Origin of the sequence: Methylobacterium sp. UNC300MFChir4.1, assembly GCF_900110155.1 — a bacterium.
GTDB lineage: Bacteria > Pseudomonadota > Alphaproteobacteria > Rhizobiales > Beijerinckiaceae > Methylobacterium.
On sequence record NZ_FOCS01000007.1, the window covers coordinates 109,837 to 131,099 of the forward strand.

The 21,263-nt window shown below is 72.1% G+C and carries 17 protein-coding genes; 5 read left to right on the forward strand and 12 right to left on the reverse strand.

What is annotated here, in order from left to right; genetic code table 11:
- Positions 1 to 34: 34 nt before the first annotated feature.
- Complete coding sequence (locus BMY19_RS12215; protein WP_100251873.1) at positions 35 to 1,327, forward strand: lytic murein transglycosylase; 1,293 nt, start codon at positions 35 to 37, stop codon at positions 1,325 to 1,327.
- Between the two features lie 7 nt (positions 1,328 to 1,334).
- Here the strand turns inward: BMY19_RS12215 and BMY19_RS12220 are convergent, their stop codons facing one another.
- From BMY19_RS12220 to BMY19_RS12255, 8 genes are all read right to left on the reverse strand, one after another.
- Entirely contained in the window at positions 1,335 to 2,123 is a 789-nt protein-coding gene (locus BMY19_RS12220; RefSeq protein ID WP_100251874.1) for an aldolase, read from the reverse strand.
- A 93-nt stretch (positions 2,124 to 2,216) separates the two neighbouring features.
- A complete protein-coding gene (locus BMY19_RS12225; protein WP_100251875.1) occupies positions 2,217 to 3,233 on the reverse strand; it encodes a 5-oxoprolinase subunit C family protein in 1,017 nt (338 codons plus the stop codon).
- Entirely contained in the window at positions 3,233 to 3,967 is a 735-nt protein-coding gene (locus BMY19_RS12230) for a 5-oxoprolinase subunit B family protein (protein ID WP_100251876.1), read from the reverse strand. The genes BMY19_RS12225 and BMY19_RS12230 overlap by 1 nt, the downstream gene beginning before the upstream one ends.
- A complete protein-coding gene (locus tag BMY19_RS12235; protein ID WP_100251877.1) occupies positions 3,964 to 4,725 on the reverse strand; it encodes a 5-oxoprolinase subunit PxpA in 762 nt (253 codons plus the stop codon). Before BMY19_RS12235 ends, BMY19_RS12230 begins: the two co-directional genes overlap by 4 nt.
- Before the next feature lie 28 nt (positions 4,726 to 4,753).
- Positions 4,754 to 6,025, reverse strand: a complete 1,272-nt coding sequence (locus BMY19_RS12240) for an MFS transporter (protein ID WP_091680544.1) — start codon at positions 6,023 to 6,025, stop codon at positions 4,754 to 4,756.
- A gap of 43 nt (positions 6,026 to 6,068) precedes the next feature.
- Positions 6,069 to 6,884 (reverse strand): putative hydro-lyase, encoded by an 816-nt coding sequence (locus BMY19_RS12245; RefSeq protein ID WP_100251878.1) that lies wholly within the window; start codon positions 6,882 to 6,884, stop codon positions 6,069 to 6,071.
- Between the two features lie 165 nt (positions 6,885 to 7,049).
- On the reverse strand, positions 7,050 to 7,973 hold the full coding sequence (locus BMY19_RS12250) for a LysR family transcriptional regulator (RefSeq protein ID WP_020093070.1): 924 nt from the start codon (positions 7,971 to 7,973) through the stop codon (positions 7,050 to 7,052).
- 85 nt (positions 7,974 to 8,058) lie between these two features.
- On the reverse strand, positions 8,059 to 9,567 hold the full coding sequence (locus BMY19_RS12255; RefSeq protein ID WP_244492281.1) for an oligosaccharide flippase family protein: 1,509 nt from the start codon (positions 9,565 to 9,567) through the stop codon (positions 8,059 to 8,061).
- Between the two features lie 808 nt (positions 9,568 to 10,375).
- On the opposite strand from BMY19_RS12255, the gene BMY19_RS12260 reads away from it, so the two are divergent.
- Positions 10,376 to 11,302, forward strand: a complete 927-nt coding sequence (locus BMY19_RS12260) for a glycosyltransferase family 2 protein (RefSeq protein ID WP_100251879.1) — start codon at positions 10,376 to 10,378, stop codon at positions 11,300 to 11,302.
- A 40-nt stretch (positions 11,303 to 11,342) separates the two neighbouring features.
- Here BMY19_RS12260 and BMY19_RS12265 read toward each other — a convergent pair whose 3' ends face one another.
- The 4 genes from BMY19_RS12265 to BMY19_RS12280 all read right to left on the reverse strand — a co-directional run bounded on the left by BMY19_RS12265 (position 11,343) and on the right by BMY19_RS12280 (position 15,819).
- On the reverse strand, positions 11,343 to 11,756 hold the full coding sequence (locus tag BMY19_RS12265; RefSeq protein ID WP_100251880.1) for a DCC1-like thiol-disulfide oxidoreductase family protein: 414 nt from the start codon (positions 11,754 to 11,756) through the stop codon (positions 11,343 to 11,345).
- Positions 11,753 to 13,432: a hypothetical protein gene (locus tag BMY19_RS12270; RefSeq protein ID WP_100251881.1), complete on the reverse strand. Its 1,680-nt coding sequence runs from the start codon at positions 13,430 to 13,432 to the stop codon at positions 11,753 to 11,755. Before BMY19_RS12270 ends, BMY19_RS12265 begins: the two co-directional genes overlap by 4 nt.
- A 300-nt stretch (positions 13,433 to 13,732) precedes the next feature.
- Entirely contained in the window at positions 13,733 to 14,392 is a 660-nt protein-coding gene (locus BMY19_RS12275; RefSeq protein WP_280141625.1) for a glycosyltransferase family 25 protein, read from the reverse strand.
- A 221-nt stretch (positions 14,393 to 14,613) separates the two neighbouring features.
- Positions 14,614 to 15,819, reverse strand: coding sequence for an O-antigen ligase family protein (locus BMY19_RS12280; protein ID WP_020093076.1), 1,206 nt, complete (start codon positions 15,817 to 15,819; stop codon positions 14,614 to 14,616).
- A 566-nt stretch (positions 15,820 to 16,385) separates the two neighbouring features.
- Here BMY19_RS12280 and BMY19_RS12285 point away from each other — a divergent pair.
- The 3 genes from BMY19_RS12285 to BMY19_RS12295 all read left to right on the forward strand — a co-directional run bounded on the left by BMY19_RS12285 (position 16,386) and on the right by BMY19_RS12295 (position 21,246).
- Entirely contained in the window at positions 16,386 to 16,784 is a 399-nt protein-coding gene (locus BMY19_RS12285; protein WP_020093077.1) for a hypothetical protein, read from the forward strand.
- 192 nt (positions 16,785 to 16,976) lie between these two features.
- Entirely contained in the window at positions 16,977 to 18,086 is a 1,110-nt protein-coding gene (locus BMY19_RS12290; protein ID WP_042672442.1) for an RND family efflux transporter, read from the forward strand.
- The gene (locus BMY19_RS12295) at positions 18,079 to 21,246 is read left to right on the forward strand and encodes an efflux RND transporter permease subunit (RefSeq protein WP_100251883.1); all 3,168 of its coding nucleotides are present in this window, start codon (positions 18,079 to 18,081) and stop codon (positions 21,244 to 21,246) included. The genes BMY19_RS12290 and BMY19_RS12295 overlap by 8 nt, the downstream gene beginning before the upstream one ends.
- Positions 21,247 to 21,263: the final 17 nt, after the last annotated feature.

Consider the following 21,263-nt stretch of genomic DNA (forward strand, 5'->3'; position numbering starts at 1 on the left):
TACGCCGCGCCCGTCAGGATCACCGGAGATGCCCATGGACGATCGCGCTGCGCCGGAGCGGCCCGCGACCCGGAGCGGCGCCGCGCGCGCGGCCCTGACGACCGGCGCCGCGCTCGTCATCGGCACGGCCATGCCGGCGCTCGCCGCGGGGTCGGACCCGTCGCCGCCGGCCGCGCCGCAGGCTTTCGAGGCCTGCCGGGCCGACCTGATCGCCTGGGTCACGGCCCGCGCCGTGCCGCAGGGCCTCGCCGAGGCGCAGCTCGCCGCGCTCAACCCCGACCCGGACGTGATCGCCGCGCCCCAGAGCCAGGGCGAGTTCGTCCGTCCGATCTGGGACTACATCGAGGCCAGCGTCACGCCGGCCCGCGTCGAGGCCGGTCTGCGCAAGCTCACCGAGCACGCCGACACGCTCGCCGCCATCGAGGCCAAGTACGGGGTCGACCGCCACGTCCTGGTGGCGTTCTGGGGGGTCGAATCGAGCTACGGCGCCGTGCTCGACAACCCGGCGGTGGTGAAGCCGGTCGTCCGCTCGCTCGCGACGCTCGGCTGCAGCGATCCCGCCCGGGCGACCTACTGGCGCGACGAGCTGGCGGCGGCGCTCCAGATCCTGGCCTGGAACCAGGCGCCCCTGGACCGGATGCCGGCGGGGCTGACCGGGTCCTGGGCCGGCGCCATGGGGCACACGCAGTTCATGCCCAGCGTCTACCAGCGCGAGGCGGTCGATTTCGACGGCGACGGCCGGCGCGACATCTGGACCTCGGTGCCGGACGCCCTCGCGTCGACGGCGAACTATCTTCGCAGCCACGGCTGGAAGCCCGGCGCGGGATGGGGCAGCGAGGCGGTGCTGCCCGAGACCTTCGACGCGGCGCTCGCCGACGAGACGACGGTCCGCACCGTCGCGGCGTGGCGGGCGCTCGGCGTGAGGCCCGCCCGCGACCGCGCCCTGCCGGACACGGCCGAGGCGACCCTGATCCTGCCCGCCGGGATCCGCGGCCCCGCCTTCCTGCTGCAGCCGAACTTCGCGGTGATCCTCCGCTACAACACGGCCCTGTCCTACGCGCTGACCGTCGCGCTCCTGTCGGACCGCCTGCGCGGCGACCCGGGCCTGGTGCACGACTGGCCACGGGGCGACCGGCCCCTCACCGGCGACGAGCGGCGCGACCTGCAGACCCGCCTGACGGAGCGCGGCTTCGCCACCGGCGGGGTCGACGGCAAGATCGGCCCGAAGACGCGGGCGGCGCTGCGCGCCTTCCAGGGGTCGGTCGGCCTGCCGCCGGACGGTTACGCCGACGCCGCGCTGCTGGACCGGGTCCGGGCCGCGCCCTGACGGACGCTCACGCCAGGAAGGCGGGCTCGTCCCGGGCGAGCACCCGCTTGACGCTCTCCAAGTGGAGGCGGGCGCTCTCGGCGCGCCCGGCCGCCTCCTGGGCCGCCACGCGCTTCACGATCGCCTCGGGCACGGCCTTGAGCGCGCGCCCCGTGCTCATCGCCAGGACCTGCGCCTGCGCGGCGCGCTCCAGGTAGTAGAGGTCGTCCCAGGCCTCCGCGATCGTCTCGCCCAGCACCATCACGCCGTGGTTCTTCAGGAACACGACGTCCGCCTCGCCGGCGCTCTCGGCGATCCGCCGGCCCTCGGACGAATCGAGCGCGAGACCGTTGTAATCCTCGTCCACCGCGATCCGGCCGTAGAAGCGCAGCGCCGTCTGGCCCGCCCACATCAGGGGCTCGCCCTCCAGCATGGCCAGGGCCGTGGAATAGGGCATGTGGGTGTGGAACGCGGCCCGGGCGCGGGGCTTCAGCCGGTGCAGCTCGGCGTGGATGTGGAAGGCGGTGGCCTCGGGCTGGCCGTCGCCCTCGAGGACGTTGCCGTGGAAGTCGCAGAGGAGCAGGCTCGACGCGGTGACCTCCGCGAAGGCGAGGCCGTAGGGATTGACCAGGAACAGGTCGGGCCGCTCCGGCAGCACCGCCGAGAAGTGGTTGCAGATGCCCTCTTCCAGGCCGTTGCGGGCGGCCCAGCGCAGGCAGGCGGCGAGGTCGATCCGGGCGCGGCGCACGCTGTCGGCGTTCAGGGGCTCGTTGCTGCGGGCGGGCGGGGTTCCCGGGGCGGTAACGGCGTGCGCCATGCGTGCGGGCTTTCCTGTGTCGGGGTTCGGGCCGGGGACTCGACCGGTCCCGCACTCTAGACGCTCGCTCGCCCCTGCGCAGCCGCTCCGCGCTCAGGCGCGGCCGTCCGTGACGCCGCCGACGAGATTGAGGGCGAGCAGGAAGTCCGACGCGAAATCCGTGCGGATGACCGGCTCGCGCGGGATCGCCTCGCGCAGGAGATCGCGCTCGGCCCGCCGCGCCGCGACCGCTTCCGCCACCGAGACGCGCCGGAACGACAGGCTCGCCCCGCCCCGGACCTGCGCCAGACGCCCGAGATCCGGGCCGATCACCGTGGCGATCTTCGGGTAGCCGCCGGTGGATTGCCGGTCGGCCATCAGGATGATCGGCAGGCCGTTGCCGGGCACCTGGATCGCCCCCATGGCGACGCCGTCGGAGACGATGTCGTGCCCCTTGGCGTGCCTCAGCGGCGTGCCGTCGACGAAGCAGGCCATCCGGTCGCCCCGCGGCGAGACCGTCCAGGGACCGGCCAGGAAGGCCTCGACCTGGTCGGGCGCGAAGTAGTCGTCCTGCGGGCCCAGCACGACCCGGATCTCCCGGCCGTCGCGCTCGAGCCAGGGCGCGACGAGCCGCTGCGGCGCTCCGTCCGACGTCCGGCCCTCGGCGACGGGGAGGCGGTCGCCCGCGGCGAGGCCGCGCCCGTCGAGGCCGCCGAGCCCCGAGCGGGTATGGGTCGCCGCCGAGCCGAGGACCGGCGCCACGTCGAGCCGCCCGGCGACCGCGAGGTAGCCCCAGGCGCCGGCATCGCCGGCCCGCACGACGAGGGTCTGGCCGGGCTCCAGGGCGAGCGCGACCGTGTCGGGCAAGGGCAGCCCGTCCAGCGCGACGCGGAAGCCCGGCGCCAGCAGGGCGAGCCCGACGGCGCCATCCTCCGCCGAGACGGTGACGCCGCCGGTGGAGATCTCGATGGCGGTGGCGTCGAGGGGGTTCGACGCCGCCCGGTTGGCGGCGGCGTGCATCAGCGGGTCCATCGGGCCCGCGGCCGTGATGCCGTAGCGCAGGTAGCCGTGCCGGCCCCCGTCCTGCAGGGTGACGCCGGGTCCGGCGGAGTCGATGACGAGGGCGGTCATCAGCGCGCCTCCCCGCGGCGGGCCACCGGCTCGCCGGCCGCCTCGCGGGCCGTGAGGGCGTCGAAGGTCGCGGCATCCACGGGCTCGAAGCGGATCAGGTCGCCGGCGCCGACGAAGAAGCTCGGGTCGCGCTCCGGCGCGTAGAGGCGGGCCGGCGTCGCGCCGATCACGTACCAGCCGGTCGGCATCGGCACGGTCGCCACCGCGGCGAGGCCGCCGCCGATCATGATGGCGTTGCGCGGGTGCGGCGGCCGCGGGCTCGGCCGCCGGGGCACCGCCAGGGGCTGCGGCAGGCCGCCGAGATAGGCGAAGCCCGGCGCGAAGCCGTACATGTAGACCCGGAACGTCGTGGCCGCGTGGGTCGACACCACAGTCTCCGGGCTCAGGCCGCTCCGCTCGGCGACCTGCGCGACGTCCTCACCGTGGGGGGCGTCGTAGCAGCAGGGCAGGGTCCAGAGGTTCGGGCTCGCCGCGCGCGCGGTCGCGCCGGCCACCAGCGCCCGGACACGCGCGGCCAGCGCTTCGCGGTCGAGCACCAGCGGGTCGTAGTGCAGCATCAGGGAGCGGTAGGTCGGCACGCGCTCGCGCAGCCCCTCGGGCGGGTCCGCCCCGAGGGCGTCGTCGAGGGCCAGGACCCGGTCGCTGATCGCCGGATCGACGGTGCTGCCGAACTCGACCACGAGGGCCGCCTCGCCGGCGTCGAGGAGGCGGGGCTTGTCCAGCGCCGCGCTCACGGCCGGAACGGCGCCAGCGTGACGCCCGCGCCCTCCAGCCGGGTCCGCACCGCCCGCGCCGTGGCGACGGCGTGGTCCGAATCGCCGTGGACGCAGATCGAGCGGATCGGCGTCGGCAGCGTTTGACCGTCGGCCGTGAGGATCGCGCCCGCCTCGACCATGCGCAGGACGCGGTCGGCCGCCTCGCCGGCATCGGTGATCATCGCGCCGGGCTGGCTGCGGGGGATCAAGAGGCCGCTCGGCGTGTAGCCGCGATCGGCGAAGATCTCCTGGTGAACCTCGAGGCCGCAGGCCTCGCCCGCCGGCACCTGGGCGGTCAGCGCGATGGCGAGCAGCGCGAGCTCCCGGTCCACCGCGCGGACCGCGCGGGCGATGGCGTCGGCCACCGGCCGCTCCTCGGCGGCGACGTTGGCCAGCGCCCCGTGCGCCTTCACGTAGGTGATGCGGTGGCCGGCATAGGCGGCGAGCGCCTGCGCGGCGCCGATCTGGTAGGCGACGAGCCGCTCGATCTCGGCGGGGCTGTAGGGCATCCGCCGCCGCCCGAAGCCCCAGAGATCCGGGAAGCCCGGATGGGCGCCGACCGCGACGCCGCGCTCCTTCGCCAGCGCGAAGGTCCGGGCCATGATCTCGGGGTCGCCGGCGTGGAGGCCGCAGGCGACGTTGGCCGAGGTGACGATCCCGAGGATCGCCGCGTCGTCGCCGCAGGCGTAGGCGCCGTAGCCCTCGCCGAGGTCGGAATTCAGGTCCACGCTGGTCATCGCCGCCGCTCCGCGTGCCGATCGGGTCTCATAGGGCCGCAACGGGTTCCGGCTCGGCCGGATCCGCGCTGCGAGAATCGAGCGCGCGGCCCGCCGTCTCCGGCAAGAGAAGCGCCGCGACGATCACGAGGCAATAGGCGCCCGCCGCCACGACGCCGATGGCGATACCGAGTGTCAGCGAACCGCTGAGGTGGCCCACCACGGCCGGGCAGATCGCGCCGGTGGCGCGGCCGAAATTGTAGCAGAAGCCCTGCGCGGAGCCGCGGATCCGGCTCGGGAACAGCTCGCTCAGGAAGGCGCCCATCCCGGAGAAGACGCCGGAGAGGAAGAAGCCCAGCGGGAAGCCGAGGATCAGCATCACCGGGTCGGTGATCGGGATCAGCGTGTAGGCCAGGACGAGGATGCCGGCGCAGAAGCCGAACAGGACGAAGCCCAGGCGGCGCCCGATCCGGTCGGAGAGCCACGCGCTGGTCAGGTACCCGACGAACGACCCGAAGATCAGCATCAGCAGGTAGCCGCTGGTGTTCAGGACCGAGAGGTTGCGCTCGGTCTTCAGGTAGGTCGGGAGCCATGTCGTCACGGCGTAGTAGCCGCCCTGCATGCCAGTCGCGAGGAGGCTCGCCAGCACGGTCCGGCCGATCAGCGGCCGGGAGAAGATGTCGAGGAAGCTGCCGGTGTCGCCGACGTCCCGCATGGCGGCGCGGGTCTGCCGGTAGACCTCGGGGTCCTCGATGTTGCGGCGGATCCAGAAGATCAGCACCGAGGGGAGGGCGCCGAGCCAGAACAGGATCCGCCACGCCACCGCCGGCTCCGCCAGGGCGAACACGGCCCAGAAGGCGATCGCCGCGCAGGCCCAGCCGACCGCCCAGCTCGACTGGACGAGCCCCACCGCCTTGCCGCGGTAGCGGGCCTGGATCGTCTCGGCGATCAGCACCGAGCCCACCGACCACTCGCCGCCGAAGCCGAAGCCCTGCAGTGCGCGGGTCACGAGCAGCTGCTCGTAGGACTGGGTGAAGCCGCTGAGCACCGTGAACAGGGTGAACCACGCGACGGTGCCCTGCAGGACGACGACCCGGCCGTAGCGGTCGGCGAGGATCCCGGCCGCCCAGCCGCCGATCGCCGAGGTCACCAGCGCGGCGGTCGCGATGTTGCCGGCCTCGACCTTGGTCAGGCCCCAGACCACGACCAGGGTCGGGATCAGGAACGTGTAGATCATGTAGTCGAACGCATCGACGCCGTAGCCCGCGAAGGCCGCGCCCAGGACCCGGCGCTCCGCCGGACTCGTGTCTCTCACCCACATGGCGCAACTCCTTTGCGGAATGGCCGCCGCGCGGCCGGGATGGTCACAGGAACGGCAGGTCGCGGTTGAGGAGGTCGGTGATCAGCATGTGACCGGGCGCGTGGGTGATGCAGAGCGGCAGCCGCGCCGCCATCGCCACAGCCTGGGGGGTGACCCCGCAGGCCCAGAAGACCGGGATCTCGTCCGGCTCGATCGGCACGGGGTCGCCGAAATCCGGCCGCGCGAGGTCGCGGATGCCGATCAGGCCCGGGTCGCCGAGATGGATCGGCGCCCCGTGGACCGCCGGCATCCGGGCCGTCACCTGCACGGCCTTGATGGCGTCCGCCGCCTTCATCGGCCGCATGGAGACGACGAGCGGGCCGTGGAACGGACCCGACGGCTGGGTGGCGATGGAGGTCCGGTACATCGCAACGTTGCGGCCGAGGGCGACGTGCCGGAGCGGGATGCCCGCCTCGATCAGGCCGGCCTCGAACGAGAAGGAGCAGCCGAGGACGAAGGTGACGAGGTCGTCCCGCCACACGCCGGTCAGGTCGGGCAGCTCCGCCACGAGCGCGCCGCCCTCGTAGACGCGGTAGCCGGGGACGTCTGTGGCGAGGTCGAGATCGGTCCCCAGCGTCGGCAGTGCGCGGTCGCCGGGCCGCGAGACGCCGAGGATCGGGCAGGGCTTCGGGTTCTGCTGGCAGAAGCGGTGGAAATCCTCCGCCATGGCCCGCGGCAGGATCATCAGGTTGCCCTGCGCGTGGGCGGGGACGAGACCCGAGGTGTGGCCCCGGAACCGACCCGCGCGGATCGCGCGCCGCGCGTCCGCCGCGTCGGCGAAGACAGGTGGCGCGCCGTCGGCGCCCGCGTGCTGGCTCACCGCGTTGATCTCCCTGGCTGGTCGTCGCGCGCCGGAGCGGCCGCGTCGGCCGTCCGTATTCCGCGAGATCCCGATCGCTTCAGCGATTCATTTCCTGCGGCAACGATCCCATCGCGCCGCGGAGCAGGCCAATCGTGATTGCGAATGGGGCGCGATAAACCGGACTTATCGGCCGGCGGCCCAGGTCTCGGCGGCCCAGGTCCCGGCGGCCCAGGTCTCGGCGACGTCCTGGGCGAGGCGGGCCGCGTCCGCCACGAAGTGATGGGCCGGCCGCTTGGTGTGCATCGCCGTGAAGGTCAGGTCCGAGAGCTGCGGCTCGGCTGGCAGGACGCGCAGGGTGCCGGCACGCAGTTCGGCTTCGACCACGGCCGGGGGGATCACACAGATCCCGAGGCCCTCGACGCCCATCTTCACGATGGTGGCCAGGGAGGCGCTCGTGTGGATCTGGCTCGGCAGGAGGTTCTCCTGGAGGACGAGGTCGCGCAGCTCGACGTAGGGGCTGGTGTTGCGCGGGTAGGTGATGAGCGGGTGGTGCAGCAGCGCGCCGAGGCTCAGGGGCTCGTCGTCCGGCAGCAGGCCGGGCGCGGCGATCCAGGCGACGGGGGTGCTGAACAGGGGCCGGTTGGCGAAGCTCGGCAGGGTGATCGGCCCGACGAGGAGGGCGAGGTCGATCTCGTCGGCGACCAGGGCGGCCTGCATGTTCGGCGAGATGTCGACCGTGATGTCGACGCCGATCCCGGGATGGGTGGCGCGCATCCGCTCGATGAAGCGCGACAACCACAGGTGCACGATCGTCTCGGACACGCCGAGCCGCAGGGTGCCCCGCGTCCGGCCGGTCTCGTGCAGGGCCGCGCTCATCTCGGACTGGAGCGCCAGGAACCGCTCCGCGAAGCCGAGGAGCAGGCGTCCCCGCTCCGTCAGCGCGACGTCCCGGCTGCGGCGCTCGAACAGCGTCCCGTACTCGTGCTCCAGGGCCGCGATGCGCTGGGAGACCGCCGGCTGCGTGGTGTTCACCTTCTCACTGGCGCGGCGAAAGCTCGAGAGTTTCGCGACCCAGTAGAACACCTCCAAGCTGCGGAAATCCGCCATCCCGCGATCGTCCCGCCTCGCCGTCGTGCTCGGTCATATCGCGCCCCGATGCGCGCGAGCGCAAGCGCGCGGCCGCCGCTCGCCGCTAGAGGTTCGACACGCTCGTGGCCGGACGGGCCGGGCGCATGTGCGCGAGCAGCAGGCGCGCTTCCGCGACGAGGGGATGGTCCAGGTACCAGAGGCCGCAGGCCCAGCCGGCGATCCCGGCGGCGATCGCGGCCGCGAGGCTCGGGAGCGGCGTCTCGGCCGACCATCCCCAGGCCGACATCACCAGGACGGCGGGCGCGACGGCGATGCCGGTCAGGACGGCGGCGTGGAGGTAGATGGGGGCGTAGTCGCGCCGGAACGTGTCGGTCATCCGCTCGAGATGCGGCCGGTAGAGGCCCACGGCCAGGAGCGCCTCGCCGACCCGTGCCGCGCCCGCGCCGCCGAGTCCGAACAGGCAGCCGATGCTGAACATCACGAGGCCGGCGCCGTGGCGCAGGAACTCGAACCGCGCCTGCAGGGCGGTCTGATCCCGGATCAGGAACACCTCCCAGGTCATGCTGAGCGAACTCAGCACGATCGCCGCCAGGGACAGCAGGCAGAAGGGCAGCGCCGCGCCGTCCCAGCCCGGACCGAGCAGGACGCGCATGATCGGCCCGGCCAGGACGGCCGCGCCCGCGAAGGCCGGCCAGAGCAGCACGGTGATCATCCGCAGCGTGTGGAGGTAGCAGGTGCGCAGGGACTGCCCGTTCCGCTGCTGGTTCGCGAGGTCCACGAAGGTGATGCGCGTGATCACCACGTGCAGGTGGTCCCACATCAGGGTGTTGAGGCTCGCCGCGCGGGAGTACAGGCCGAGGGCGCTGAGCCCGAGCATCCGCCCGAGGACGAGGTCGCCCATCCGGCCGGCGATTCCCGCAACCCCCGCGATGGCGAAGAGCCGGCCGCCGTAGGTCAGGATCTCGCGCCAGCCCGCGAGGCCCATGCGCAGCGACACGTAGCGCAGGCCGAGGCCGTTCGCCGCCAGCGCCGCCGCGACGGCGCCCGCGGCCTGCCCGTAGGCCTGGCTCATGTAGCTGAAGCCGAGGAGCGCCAGCGCCAGCATCGCGCCGCTGGCGACGAGACCGCGCAGCATGTTGACGAGGGCCACGCCGCGGAAATTGCCGTGCCGCTCGATCATGGCGGCCGGGCGGAATTCCAGCGCGCCGACCAGCGGCACGACGGCGAGGATGGCCAGGGCGCGCTGGACCTCCGGCTCGCCCAGGAGGACGCTGCCGAACACGCTGAAGGCCAGGATCAGGATCGCCGCCGCGCCCGACAGGATCAGGTTCACCGTGAACACGCTCGCCAGCAGGGCCCCGTCCACCCGGTCCGCCCGGACGATGTAGCTCGACAGGCCGCAGGAGCGCAGCGTGGACAGCAGGCCCGCGATCGCGGCGGCGAGGCTGAAGATGCCGGTCTCGTGGGGCGTCAGCAGCCGCGCGAGGGCCAGCGAGGTGCCGAACTGTGCCAGGAACAACCCGCCCTGGCAGAATCCCATCCAGGCCAGGCTCCGGCGCTTCGAGAACGCGGGCGGCGCCGTCGCTTCCGGCCCCTCTCGGAGTTCTGCCATGGGATCCTTCGGACGCGACAGGGTGGCGGCGGCGCTGGCGGCGGCCAGGGCGCGATCGGTCGGGACGGCTTAACAGTGCCCGGTGGACCGCGGCAGCTGGCCAATCGGAGGACCGGGCCCACGCCCGATGGCCGAGGTCAGGTCGGGCCGCCGTGCAGATCAGGCGCTGCAGAGAGGCCCGAGAACTCGCCCGCTCCCGAGTCCGGGTATCCGATTTGACTGTATCGGGCGGACATATCCATGATCTGCACGCGTCATGAACCGGCACGTAATATATTCATCTTGCCGAGCGCACTTCGAGCCCCGTTCACGCTGGCAGCACCGTATGCCGAGGCCGAACGAAGATTTCCGAATGTGCAAGCGGCGCGCGGCACGGTCGGGATGATCCGATGTTTCGGTCGAAGACCTCGCGGAACAACTTGGAGGTCAGGTCGAGAGGCCCGATGGGTCGCATTCCGTCACGGCGCGCGCGTGCTCTATTCCGCGTTATCGCCGATGGAACAGTAAATCTCCGCAAGATGTTCCCGGCTTGACGGGTTGGTGAGATCGAATGCGCGAGATCATTGTCCGATGCCGGCGCGGATCTGGACTTTCCTATAGCCCGTCAGAGGATCCAAGCGGCCGTCGCTGTGCGTCGACGACGCCGGATATTGCGCCGCCACAACTGCAAGACATTCGGTTCCGCATCCAAAAGGCGTAGCCGCCCCTACGGCGCACGGATCGAGGAAGTGCAATAATATTACTATACATTGTCTGTGACTCGTTTTAGAAGGTCGCAATTCTGGCAGTATTTATGGAATAATGCCAAATGAAAATCAGCTTCATCGTATGTACTCGCAACCGTGTAGCGTCCTTTCTGCAGACGCTCGACTCGGTGGTCCGCGCGATCGAGGCCGCGCCCGAAGCTGAGGCCGAGATCATCGTCGTCGATAACGGGTCCGCGGACGGCACGGACGCGGCGTTGAAGCGCTGGTCCGCGTCCGTCTCGATCGATCGACGCGACGTTCTGCTCCTCACGCAGGCGCGCCCAGGTGTCGCCGGGTCTCGGAACGCCGCGATCGCGCGCGCGTCCGGAGACATCATCGCGTTCATCGACGACGATTGCGTCGTGTCGGACCAGTATCTGCGGGATCTGATCGCGCACTATGCCGGCGACACGGAAAGCGTCATCCGCGGTGGCCGTGTCGAACTGGGATCGACCCAGGACATCGACTTCACCACGAAGACCGAGGCCCTGGCCAGCCGGCTGACGTACCCGGCCCATCCCGGCGGCTTCGTCCACGGCTGCAACATGACCTGCAGCCGGGCCGTCATCGAGCGGATCGGCGGGTTCGACGCGGCGTTCGGCCCCGGGGCGACGTTCCGCGCGGCGGAGGACACGGACTTCATCTACCGCGGCTGGGCGGCCGGCGTGGCGGTCGAGTACGTGCCCGACATGAGCGTCAAGCACTTCCACGGGCGCCGGGACCCGCGCACGATCGACCGGCTGCACTGGAACTACCAATTCGGCAACGGCGCGCTCTACGCCAAGCACATCGGCCGCAGCCCGTGGCTGATCAAGCACCTGTACTGGTCCGCCCGCAACGCCGCCCGCGAACTGGTCGGGGGCCCGCGCTTCGACGCGCAGCTCGGCCTGACGTGGCGCGCCATCGTGACCGCCAATCTGAGCGGCGTCCTGGCCTTCGCCTGGCACAGCGCGCGGACGCTGCTGACGCGCGCGCCCGCCCGGGCCTAGGGCGGAACGCGCCGGCGGGAGGCGCGGGAGCGCGGCCCGCTCAGCGGGCCGGCGCGCCGCCGGGCCGCGCGAGGCGCGTCCGGCCGAGCATCCGGAGCGTGACGCGCCGCCCGAGCTTCATCGCCGGGTAGAGAAGCCGCGCGCGTCCGGGGCTGCGCAGCAGCCGCGCCAGGAGCCGGCTCGCCGCGCCCCGGTCGTCGCTGAGGCGCGACAGCAGGACGAGGGCGTCCGCGCCGTAATAGAGGTCCGGGCCGTGCCGGACGACCATGCCCTCGTCGAGGTCGTACCCGCGCCGCGCGATCTCGTCGACCAGGGGACCCCCGCTCCGGGCGTCCACCAGGGCGACGGTGCCGACCGACCGGCGCAGGGCCATGAGGTGCACGTAGTTGGAGCAGAACGGGCATTCGCCGTCGTAGACCACCGTCAGGGCGGCCGCGGTCGAGGGGGCGGTCATGGCGTCAGGTCGATCCTGTGCTCGGCTTCGGACACCACGCGGCGGACGGGGACGCCGTCCTGCAGGCTGAAGCAGACGGATTCGCGCCGGTACACGTAGGCGACGATGTCGGCCATGGCGAGGGTGTCGAAGCCGGCGGCGTACTGGAGCGGGACGAAGAAGTGGTGCGGATAGACCGCGTAGGGGAACAGGCCCGTCCTGTCGCGGATCGCGCTGACGAGGCGGTGGTAGCCCCGGACGTAGGCGTCCAGCGCCGGCCCGTCGATCTCCGACTTCGAGTATTCCTGGCCCAGGCCGTCCGGCGCGGTCAGGACGGGAACGTCGCAGGTCGTCGAGGCCGTGACCTTGCGGAAGACCTGCGTGCCGCCGTTCGGGTTGTCGAGGGCGAAGGCGTTCGCCGCGTCGGGCGCGCCGTAGGCCATGTGGGCGAACGGGTAGGAATAGAAGGTGAAGAAGTTGGTCGGCACGTAGTGCCGCCGGCCGGTCCGGTCGACCGCCTCGAAGTACATCTTGTTGTTGGCCAGGGTGTCGTACCAGCCGAGCCAGGCCTGGGTCATGAACGTGTTGCCGGTCAGGATGAACAGCACCGACAGGATCCCGACCGAGACCGGGGGCCGCTCGTAGTGCCGGCTCACGACGACGGCCGCGATGGCAAGGTTCAGCATGATCCAGGGGGCGAAGTTGGCGCCCATGAGCACGATGATCGACAGGTGCATCACGTCGAAGCCGAGGAGCAGCAGCAGCAGCCAGCGGCGCGGCATGAGGATCCCCACCAGGGCGATGCCCTGGCCGACCAGGATGAGCGTGTTGGTCAGCGCGCTCGAATGGCTCAGGATCGTGCGCATCGCCTCCACCAGCACGGGCCAGCCGGCGTAGGGGACGTGGTTGTTGTCGAGACCGACGATGAAGATCTTGCCGGGATCGTTGTTCAGCAGCCAGGAGAACGGCCCGTCGTCGAGCGTGATCTTGGCCAGGAATGACGAATAGTAGTTGCCGAGGTGGATGCTGATCGCCGCCGCGATCAGCACCTTCGAGAACATCGCGCTGGCCGACGCGACGTCCGACCGCGCCGCGGCGCCGAGCCCGCGCCAGTCGCGCAGACGCGCCGTCCCGTGGGCGATCAGCAGGCCCGCGGCGAGGCAGAAGCTCACCTCCGCGAGCGGCACCACGTCGGTGATGTGCCCGTGCCAGAGGCCGGTCACCCGGATGACCGCCTGCTTGCTCCAGACCAGGTAGGTGGCGCTGATCAGGGCGAGCGAGGGCCAGCGCAGGCAGAGCACGCCGCCGGCCACGGCCGCGACCCACAGCACCGCGATGGCCGTGACGGCGACGGTCGCCTTCGCCCCGGGCAGAATGACGGGGAAGAGCGGGTAGTGGATCAGCGCGTAGCCGCCCGCGATCACGCCGATCATCTGCAGCAGCCGGACCGACGCGAGATCGGCGGCGGCGAAGTGCACCCGCGTCATCGCGAGGGCCAGCGCCACGGGCAGCACCACGCCGTAGTAGTTGTTGATCGCCGTGACGCCGTGCGAGACCTTCAGCAGGACCAGCAGGGCGCCGATCTGCGCGAGCAGGATCAGGTAGTAGCGCGCCCGCTCCGCCACCGGTCGGACGAGGCGTCGCAGGGCGGTGTCGAGGGCCTTGTCCGGGCCGGTGATCGGGAGCGTGCTGCTCATCGTCTGTCTTCCGCCGCGCTGGTGCGACCGCCGCTGCGCGCAGCGACGACCTCTCATCCTCAAGGGCCCGCTTTGACGGGGCGGCCAGCGGCCGAACGGGGTCCGCCGTCATGCGGGCGTCTCGAGGAGGACCCGCCGCGGACCTGTCCTGCCGCCCCGGGTTCCTGCCTCGCCGGAGAGCTTGGCACTTCACGGGGGTGTGAGAGGCTGCAAAGAGGGCGATCGCCCCTACGCCTTTCGGCTACCCCGACCGTCCCGGCCCCCGGGCTCTACCCGCCGCTGCGCGCGGTGGGACGGGCGTCAGCGCGGCGCCTGTCCCGCCAGCGGTGAGGTCTCGTCGACGAACGTCAGCTTGGCGGCGACCCGCCCCGCCAGGACCCGGCGGCGCGCGGCGAAGAGGGGCTTGAGGATCGGGTTGCCTTTCAGGAAGGCCGCGATCCTGGAGCGGGACGTGAAGATGGTCGACTCGAAAGGTTTCCGCGAGACGGCGTTCGGGACGAGCGCGCGACCGCATGTCAGGGCGCCGCGCTCAAAGAAGTAGGCCCAGTTGTCCGACGTCACCGCGACCGGGCGGTTGGCCCGCAGGATCCCCTCGGCCGCCGACCGGGTGATCACGTAGGCTGCGGCCGTGCCGAGGCTGCTCATGTCCATGGGCAGGCACAACCGGTATTCGCCGATGGTGACGGTGTCGACCGAGCTGAACGGCCCGACCGTCTCGGCCCAATTGAAGAGCAGGACGACGTCGCCCGGCTGCAAGGCGGCCTCGATGCCGGCCACGATCTGATGGATCTGCGGCGGCAGAACGACGTCATCCTCGACGATGAGCGCGTGCGGCAGGTCGAGCGCGATCATCCGCTCGTAGGCGCTCATGTGGGACAGCGCGCACCCGATCTGCCCGGCCGTCAGGTCGGGTTGGAACGGGGCGTTCGGATCCGGGACCGGGCCTTCATAGCCGGTGATCTCGCAGCGCGGCCCCCACACCTCGGCGAGGTGCCGGGATAGGTAGGCGTGCCGTTCGCGGAACCGGGGCAGGGAGATCCCGAAGCAGTACATCGTAATCACCTCTGATGGGGCCCGTCGGGCCGGCCGCGTTCGGCGGCCGTGATCCTTCCCGACCGCGTCCTCCGGCTCCGGCCGTCCGGATCTGCGCCGGGGTCCGGACGTCGCTCGGGCCTGCGAGCTCAATCGCGGGCGGCCGGGTCGCTCCCGTCGACGGTCGGCGACCGCACCACCGGCAGGATCGCCGCCAGCAGGAGCTGGTGGAGACCGTGATTGACGAAGAGCGGGCACTCGAAACAGACCAGGACGAAGAGCTGGCTCATGAACAGGATCGGCCATGCCTCGACGTAGCCGGAGGAGCGCGCGAAATGGGCGATCACCCGGCGCGCGGTGTCGAGCAGCGCGGCCGTGAAGAGGACCAGGCCGACGATCCCGAACGCCACGGCCGTGTCGATGAAGTTGTTGTGGAAGAACCACAGCTTCTGCTTCGTGACGAAGTGCAGGTAGGCGGCCGTGGTGAGCGGGCTCTCCCAGTAGGCCTTGTAGCCGATGCCGATGAGCGGCTCCCGCCAGAACTGGTCGAGGCCGAACTGCCAGAGGATGGTGCGGCCGGTCAGCGTGGTGTCCTTGCCGAGATCCGACAGCACGCTCGCCGAGATGTCGGCGCCCCGCGCGGCGACGACGAGGATCCCGACGCCCGCCAGGGCGATGGCGATGCCGAGGCAGAAGCCCGTCACGTGCTTGCCCTGGCGCCACGCGAAGATCGCGGCGAGCGGCAACAGACCCGCGGCGGCCGCTACCAGGGCGGTGGCCGAGTGCGTCGACACGAGGAGCGCCAGGGCCAGGCAGAATCCGAACGCGGTCAGGAGACGGTTCCAGCCCTGCAGGAACAGGCAGGCCGCGCAGAGGATCTGGAGGCTCGACAGGGATCCGAGGACGTTCTTGTGCGAGTAGATCCCGGCCCAGTTGCCGTCCGTCCCGCGCGTCAGGGCAGGCGCCGCCACCGTGAGAAAGGCCGACAGGAGCTGTCCCGCCAGGAGGCCCAGGAAGACGATCCTGACGAGGCGGGACAGGCCCATCGTCGTCCGCAGGGTGATGCCGGCCACGATCGTCGCGAGCAGCTGGAGCCCGTGATAGGCCGAGAGGCCGGGCGTGAGGGACCACAGGGCGGACGCGATCGCCAGGAGCGGCCAGCTGAGCAGCAGCAGACGGCTGCCGAACAGGGTGGCGGCGAGGTCGCGGCGCATGACCAGGAACGCGAAGGCGATCAGGTCGCTGCCGATCCAGATCGCCTTGTCGACGCCCGGCAGCTTGATCTGCTCGCCGACCACCGGGGCGAAGAGGAACAGCACGATCCACGCGGCGGCGGCCACGCCGAGCCGCGGCATGGCCTCGGCCCCGCCATCGCCCGGTGCGCCCGAATGGGCCCAGCGGTGATCCGTTCCGTACGGCCCGCCCGGCGACCAAGCGAGGCCGCCGGCAGGACCGTGTCCGAGGCCCGTCAAGTGTCGTGGAAACGCCATCGCTCGATCTCAGACGCCCCGGGTGAGGCGGTGTCCCATCCGCCCCGCGGCCTGACACCGCTCGAGGCTGCCGCGGACACGCCCCCTCGCGAGTCGACGCTATCCCGGGCATCCCGGACTCAAGAACTCGACCAAACGAGGTAGCGGCGGCGCGGCGCTCGGGGACGACCGGATCGATGCGCGGTCCCGCCGGGCCGATGAAACGGCTCGGCCGGGCCCCGTGGGATAAGATGCCGCATCGAAGATCGGCCGCCGCGACGTGAGCGGCCCGGCATCTTCGGCGCCAATGTCTGAATTCATACATTTATCCGCGTCGAAGGCACCGAAATCCGGTGTGCGGGCCGCTCTCAATCGAAGATCTGGGCAGTCGCGACGGAACTCACGGGACGATTAGGCACTTGGGAGATCGATAAATCTTGGAGGAGCGTTTGATGAAGGTCTCTCACCTAGCCGGCGCGGTTGCGCTTCTGGCCCTCGCTGCCGGGCCCGCCCTCGCGGCCCCGTGCAACACCGGAACCACGAAGTCGAACAGCCCCGATCAGCAGGCATCGAATCCCAAGAGCTCCGACGTCGACAAGTCGAGCAAGAATCTCGCTGGCGGCAACCAGCCCGCGTCGCCCGGCACGGTCGGTGCCATGAACAACGTGGGCGCCAACCAGACCGCCGACCGTCAGGCGCAGACGGACGCCGGCTCCAAGTCGAACTCGACCGATCCGGCCGCCGCGAACCTGGCCGGCGGCAACCAGCCCGCGTCGCCCGGCACGGTCGGCGCCATGAACAAGGCCGCCGCCGATCGGCAGACCGCCCCGGTCTCCGGCAACGATTGCTGATCCGAACCGACATAATCCCAGAAGACCGGAAGCCCGCCTCGCACCGTCGAGGCGGGCTTTCGCGTTCCCGAGCACCCTCGAGGCCCGACCCACGACCGGAACCGAGCGTGACAGTTTGAGCTGGCCGAGTTCGGGTGTATTTGGCATCGAAACCGGGTAGATTCGGCAATCGGTCTAGGGGAGGAGAGCGACGTGCGTGGTCGCCGGGCGCTGCTGCTCATCGGAGGGGTCCTGCTCGCGGCGGCCGGTCTCGCGGTCACGCCGACGGGCGAGCGCCTCCGGGCCGATGCCGGCCCGATCGTCGCCGAGGTCCGGGCGCGCGTCGCGGCGCTGATCCCCGAGCGGCGAGAGAACCTGTCGGCGGCGGCGCAGCTTCCCGCGCCGCGCACCGCCATCGAGGACGGCCGGACCCTGGTCCGGCTGACGCCGGCCGAGCGCGCCCGGATCGGTCTCGTCGCCGAGGCGCGTCCCGCCGTCCTGCACCGCCAGGAATTGACCGCCTACGGCAGCGTCCTCGACCTCGCCCGCATCACCGAGCTGACCAACAGCTACGCCGGCGCCGTGGCGGCGCTCCAGACGGCGCGCGCCCGGGTCGAAGTCTCGGCCAGCGCCGCCCGCCGGGCGCGGACCCTCGGCGCCGGCGTGGTGGCGGTGGCGCAGATCGAGACCGCCGAGGGCACGCTCCTGACCGATCAGGCGTCGGTCACGGTGGCGGAATCGCAGTTGCGCACCTTCGCGGCGACGGCGCGCCAGGAATGGGGGCCGGTGCTCGGAAAGGCGATCATCGAGCGGTCGCCGCTGGTGACGCGCCTGATCGAGCGGGCCGATTTCCTCATGCAGGTGACGTTGCCGCCGGGGGAGACCCTGCCGGAGGCGCCCAAGGCCGCTTTCGCCGAGGTGCCGCCGCAGAGCGAGCGGGTCGCTCTCCGGCTGGTCTCGCCGGCGACGCGGACCGATCCGCGGATCCAGGGGCAGAGCTTCTTCTATCTCGTCTCCGGCGACAGCGGTCTCCTGCCCGGGACCAGCACGATGGCGTTCCTGCCGGCGCCGCGCGCGGTGAAGGGCGTCCTCGTGCCGGAGGACGCCGTCGTCCACGGCGAGGGTGGCACCTGGGTGTATCGCGGGACCGGCGACGGCGCCTTCGTGCGTCACCCGGTGCGGCCGGACGCGCCGATGTCGGCCGACGCCTTCGTGGTCGAGGATCTGGCGGACGGCAGCGAGATCGTGCTGCGGGGCGCGCAGGCGCTCCTGTCCGAGGAGATGAAGAGCCGCATCCGCGTCGTGGGCGACGACGATGACTGAGCCGCCCGCTGCCGCCGGTCGCGGCGGTCCGCAGGCGGCCCTCGTCGGTTTCGCCGTCCGGCTGCCCAGGGTGGTCCTGGCGCTCGCCTGCGCCGTCCTCGTCTTCGGGCTCTACGCCCTCTCGGGGGCGCGCTACGACGTGTTCCCGGAATTCGCGCCGCCGACCGTGACCATCCAGACCGAGGCGCCGGGCCTCGATTCGGAGCAGGTCGAGGTGCTGGTCACGCAGCCCGTGGAGGTGTCGGTCGGCGGCCTGCCGGGCCTGGAGACCCTGCGCTCCACCTCGATCCAGGGCCTGTCGGTGATCACCGCCGCGTTCCGGTCCGGCAGCGACGTCGACCGCATCCGCCAGCGGGTCAACGAGCGCCTGGCGGCGCTCGCCGGCCGCATGCCGGCCGGCGTGGCGGCGCCCGCCATGACCCCGCTGACCTCCTCGACGTTGACCGTGCTCCTCGTGGGTCTCACCTCCGAGACCCGCGACGCCATGGACCTGCGCCAGGTCGCGGAGTGGACCGTGCGGCGGCGGCTCCAGGCGGTGCCCGGTATCGCCCAGGTCTCGATCTACGGCGGCGGCGTGCGCGCCCTGCAGATCCAGGTCCGCCCCGACGACCTGATCCGCTTCCAGATCGGCCTCAACGACGTCCTGACGGCCGCCCGGAAGGGGACCGGCGTGCGCGGGGCGGGCTTCGTCGACACGCCGAACCAGCGCGTCCTGCTCCGGACCGAGGGGCAGTCGCTCACCCCGGAGGCGCTCGGGCAGATCGTGCTCCATAACGACGGCGGGGCGAGCGTGGTGCTCTCCGACGTGGCGACCGTCACGGCCGCGCCCGAGCCGGCGATCAGCGCGGCCCTCGTGGACGGCAGGCCCGGCGTGCTGCTGATGATCGGCGCGCAGGTGGGCGTCGACACCCGCGCCGTGACCGCCCGCCTGGAGGCGGCCCTCGACGAGCTGCGCCCGGTCCTGAAGCGCGACGGCGTGAGCCTGCGGGCCGACCTGTTCCGGCCGGCGAACTTCGTGGACGTGGCCACCGGCAACGTGATCGAGGCGCTGGCGCTCGGCGGCGTGCTGGTGGTGGTCGTGCTCCTCGTCTTCCTCGCGGACTGGCGGGCGGCCCTGATCAGCGCCACGGCGATCCCGCTGTCGCTGATCGCCGCCGCCCTCGCCCTCCAGGCGTGGGGCGAGAGCCTCAACACGATGACCCTTGGCGGCCTCGCCCTCGCCATCGGCGAGGTCGTCGACGACGCGGTGATCGGCGTCGAGAACGTCGCGCGCCGGCTGCGGGAGTCGCGGGGCGGACGCCGCGGCCTGCCGCGCGTGGTGCTCGCCGCGATGCTGGAGGTGCGGACCTCGGTCGCCTACGCGACCCTCGCGGTGATCCTGATGTTCCTGCCGGTCCTGGCGCTGACCGGCGTCGCCGGCCGTCTGTTCGGGCCGCTGGCGCTCGCCTACATCGCGGCCGTCGTCGCCTCGCTCCTCGTGGCGCTCACGGTCACGCCGGCCCTGGCGCTCCTGCTCCTCGGGGGCCGGATGGGGCGCGACTCCGGCGCCGCGCCGCCCGATCCGCCCGTGGTGCGCTGGAGCCGCGCCGCCTACCTGCGGTTGCTCGCCGGGATCGGGCGGGTGCCGCGGGTCGCCATGGCGGGCGCCCTGCTGGTCACCCTCGCGGGCGCCGCCGTCCTGCCGACCCTCGGCGCGGTGTTCCTCCCCGACCTGAAGGAGGGGCACATGATCCTGCACATGGTCGCCATCCCCGGCACCGCGCTGCAGGAATCGGAGCGGCTCGGGACGCTGATCACCGGCGACCTGAAGGAGATCCCCGGGGTGCGCGCCGTGGCGGCGCAGATCGGCCGGGCCGAGGCCGCCGAGGACACCGCCGGGCCGCACTACAGCGAGATCCACATCGACCTCGAGCCCGGGCTCGACGGCGCCGCCCAGCGCCGGGTCGAGGGCGCCATCCGGCAGCTGATCGCCGGCTTCCCGGGGGCCGCCTTCTCGCTCAAGACCTTCCTCACCGAGCGCATCGAGGAGACGGTCTCGGGCTTCACCGCGCCGGTCGTGGTCAACGTGGTCGGCAGCGACCTCGACCGGATCGAGGCGGCCGCCCGCTCGGTGGCGCAGGAACTCTCGGAGGTGAAGGGCGCCCGGGACGTCCAGCAGGCCTCGCCGGCCGGGCTGCCGCAGGTCACGGTGGCGCTGCGCCCGGTGGACCTGCGGCACTGGGGGCTCGACCCCGTGGAGGTGCTGGAGGCCGTGCGCACCGCCTACCAGGGCGACACGGTCGGCCAGACCTATCGCGGCAACGCCGTGTTCAACGTGCTGGTGATCCTCGACGCCCGCGTGCGGGACCGCCTCAGCGCGGTGGGCGACCTGCCCCTGCGGACGCCGGGCGGGCGCTACGTCCGGCTGTCGCAGGTCGCCGACGTCTACGAGAGCGCCGGCCGCTACCAAGTCCAGCATCTCGGCGCGCAGCGGGTGCAGGCGGTGACCGCCAACGTCGCCGACCGCGACGTCGCGGGCTTCGTGGCGGCGGCCAAGCGCAAGATCGCCCGCGAGGTGCGGCTGCCGGAGGGGGTCTACGTGACCTTCGCGGGCGCCGCCGAGGCGCAGGCGGCCGCCCGCCGCGACCTGCTGGTCCATGCCGGGATGGCCGGCTTCGGCATCGTGGTCCTGCTGGCGATCGTCACCGGCTCGGCGGCGAACCTGCTCCTCGTCCTCGTCAACCTGCCCTTCGCCTTCGTGGGCGGCGTCGCGGCCGTGGCGCTCACCGGCGGGGTGCTGTCGCTGGGCTCGATCGTCGGCTTCGTGACCCTGTCGGGCATCTCGCTGCGCAACAGCGTGATGCTGATCGCCCATTACGAGCAGATGGTCACCCGGGACGGGCGCGCCTGGGACACCGCCACGGCGGCGGCGGGCGCCGCGGACCGGATGGTGCCGATCCTGATGACGTCCCTGGTGACGGGCCTCGGCCTGCTGCCGCTGGCGCTCGGGGCCGGGGAGCCCGGCCGCGAGATCGAGGGCCCGATGGCCCTCGTGATCCTCGGCGGCCTGATCACCTCGACGGTGCTGAACCTGCTGGTCCTGCCGGTGATGGCGCTGCGCTACGCCCGGTTCCGGCGCGCGGACCCCGCGGATCTGGAACTGACCGCGGTCGGGTCCTGAGGCCGCGGTTCGCCGGC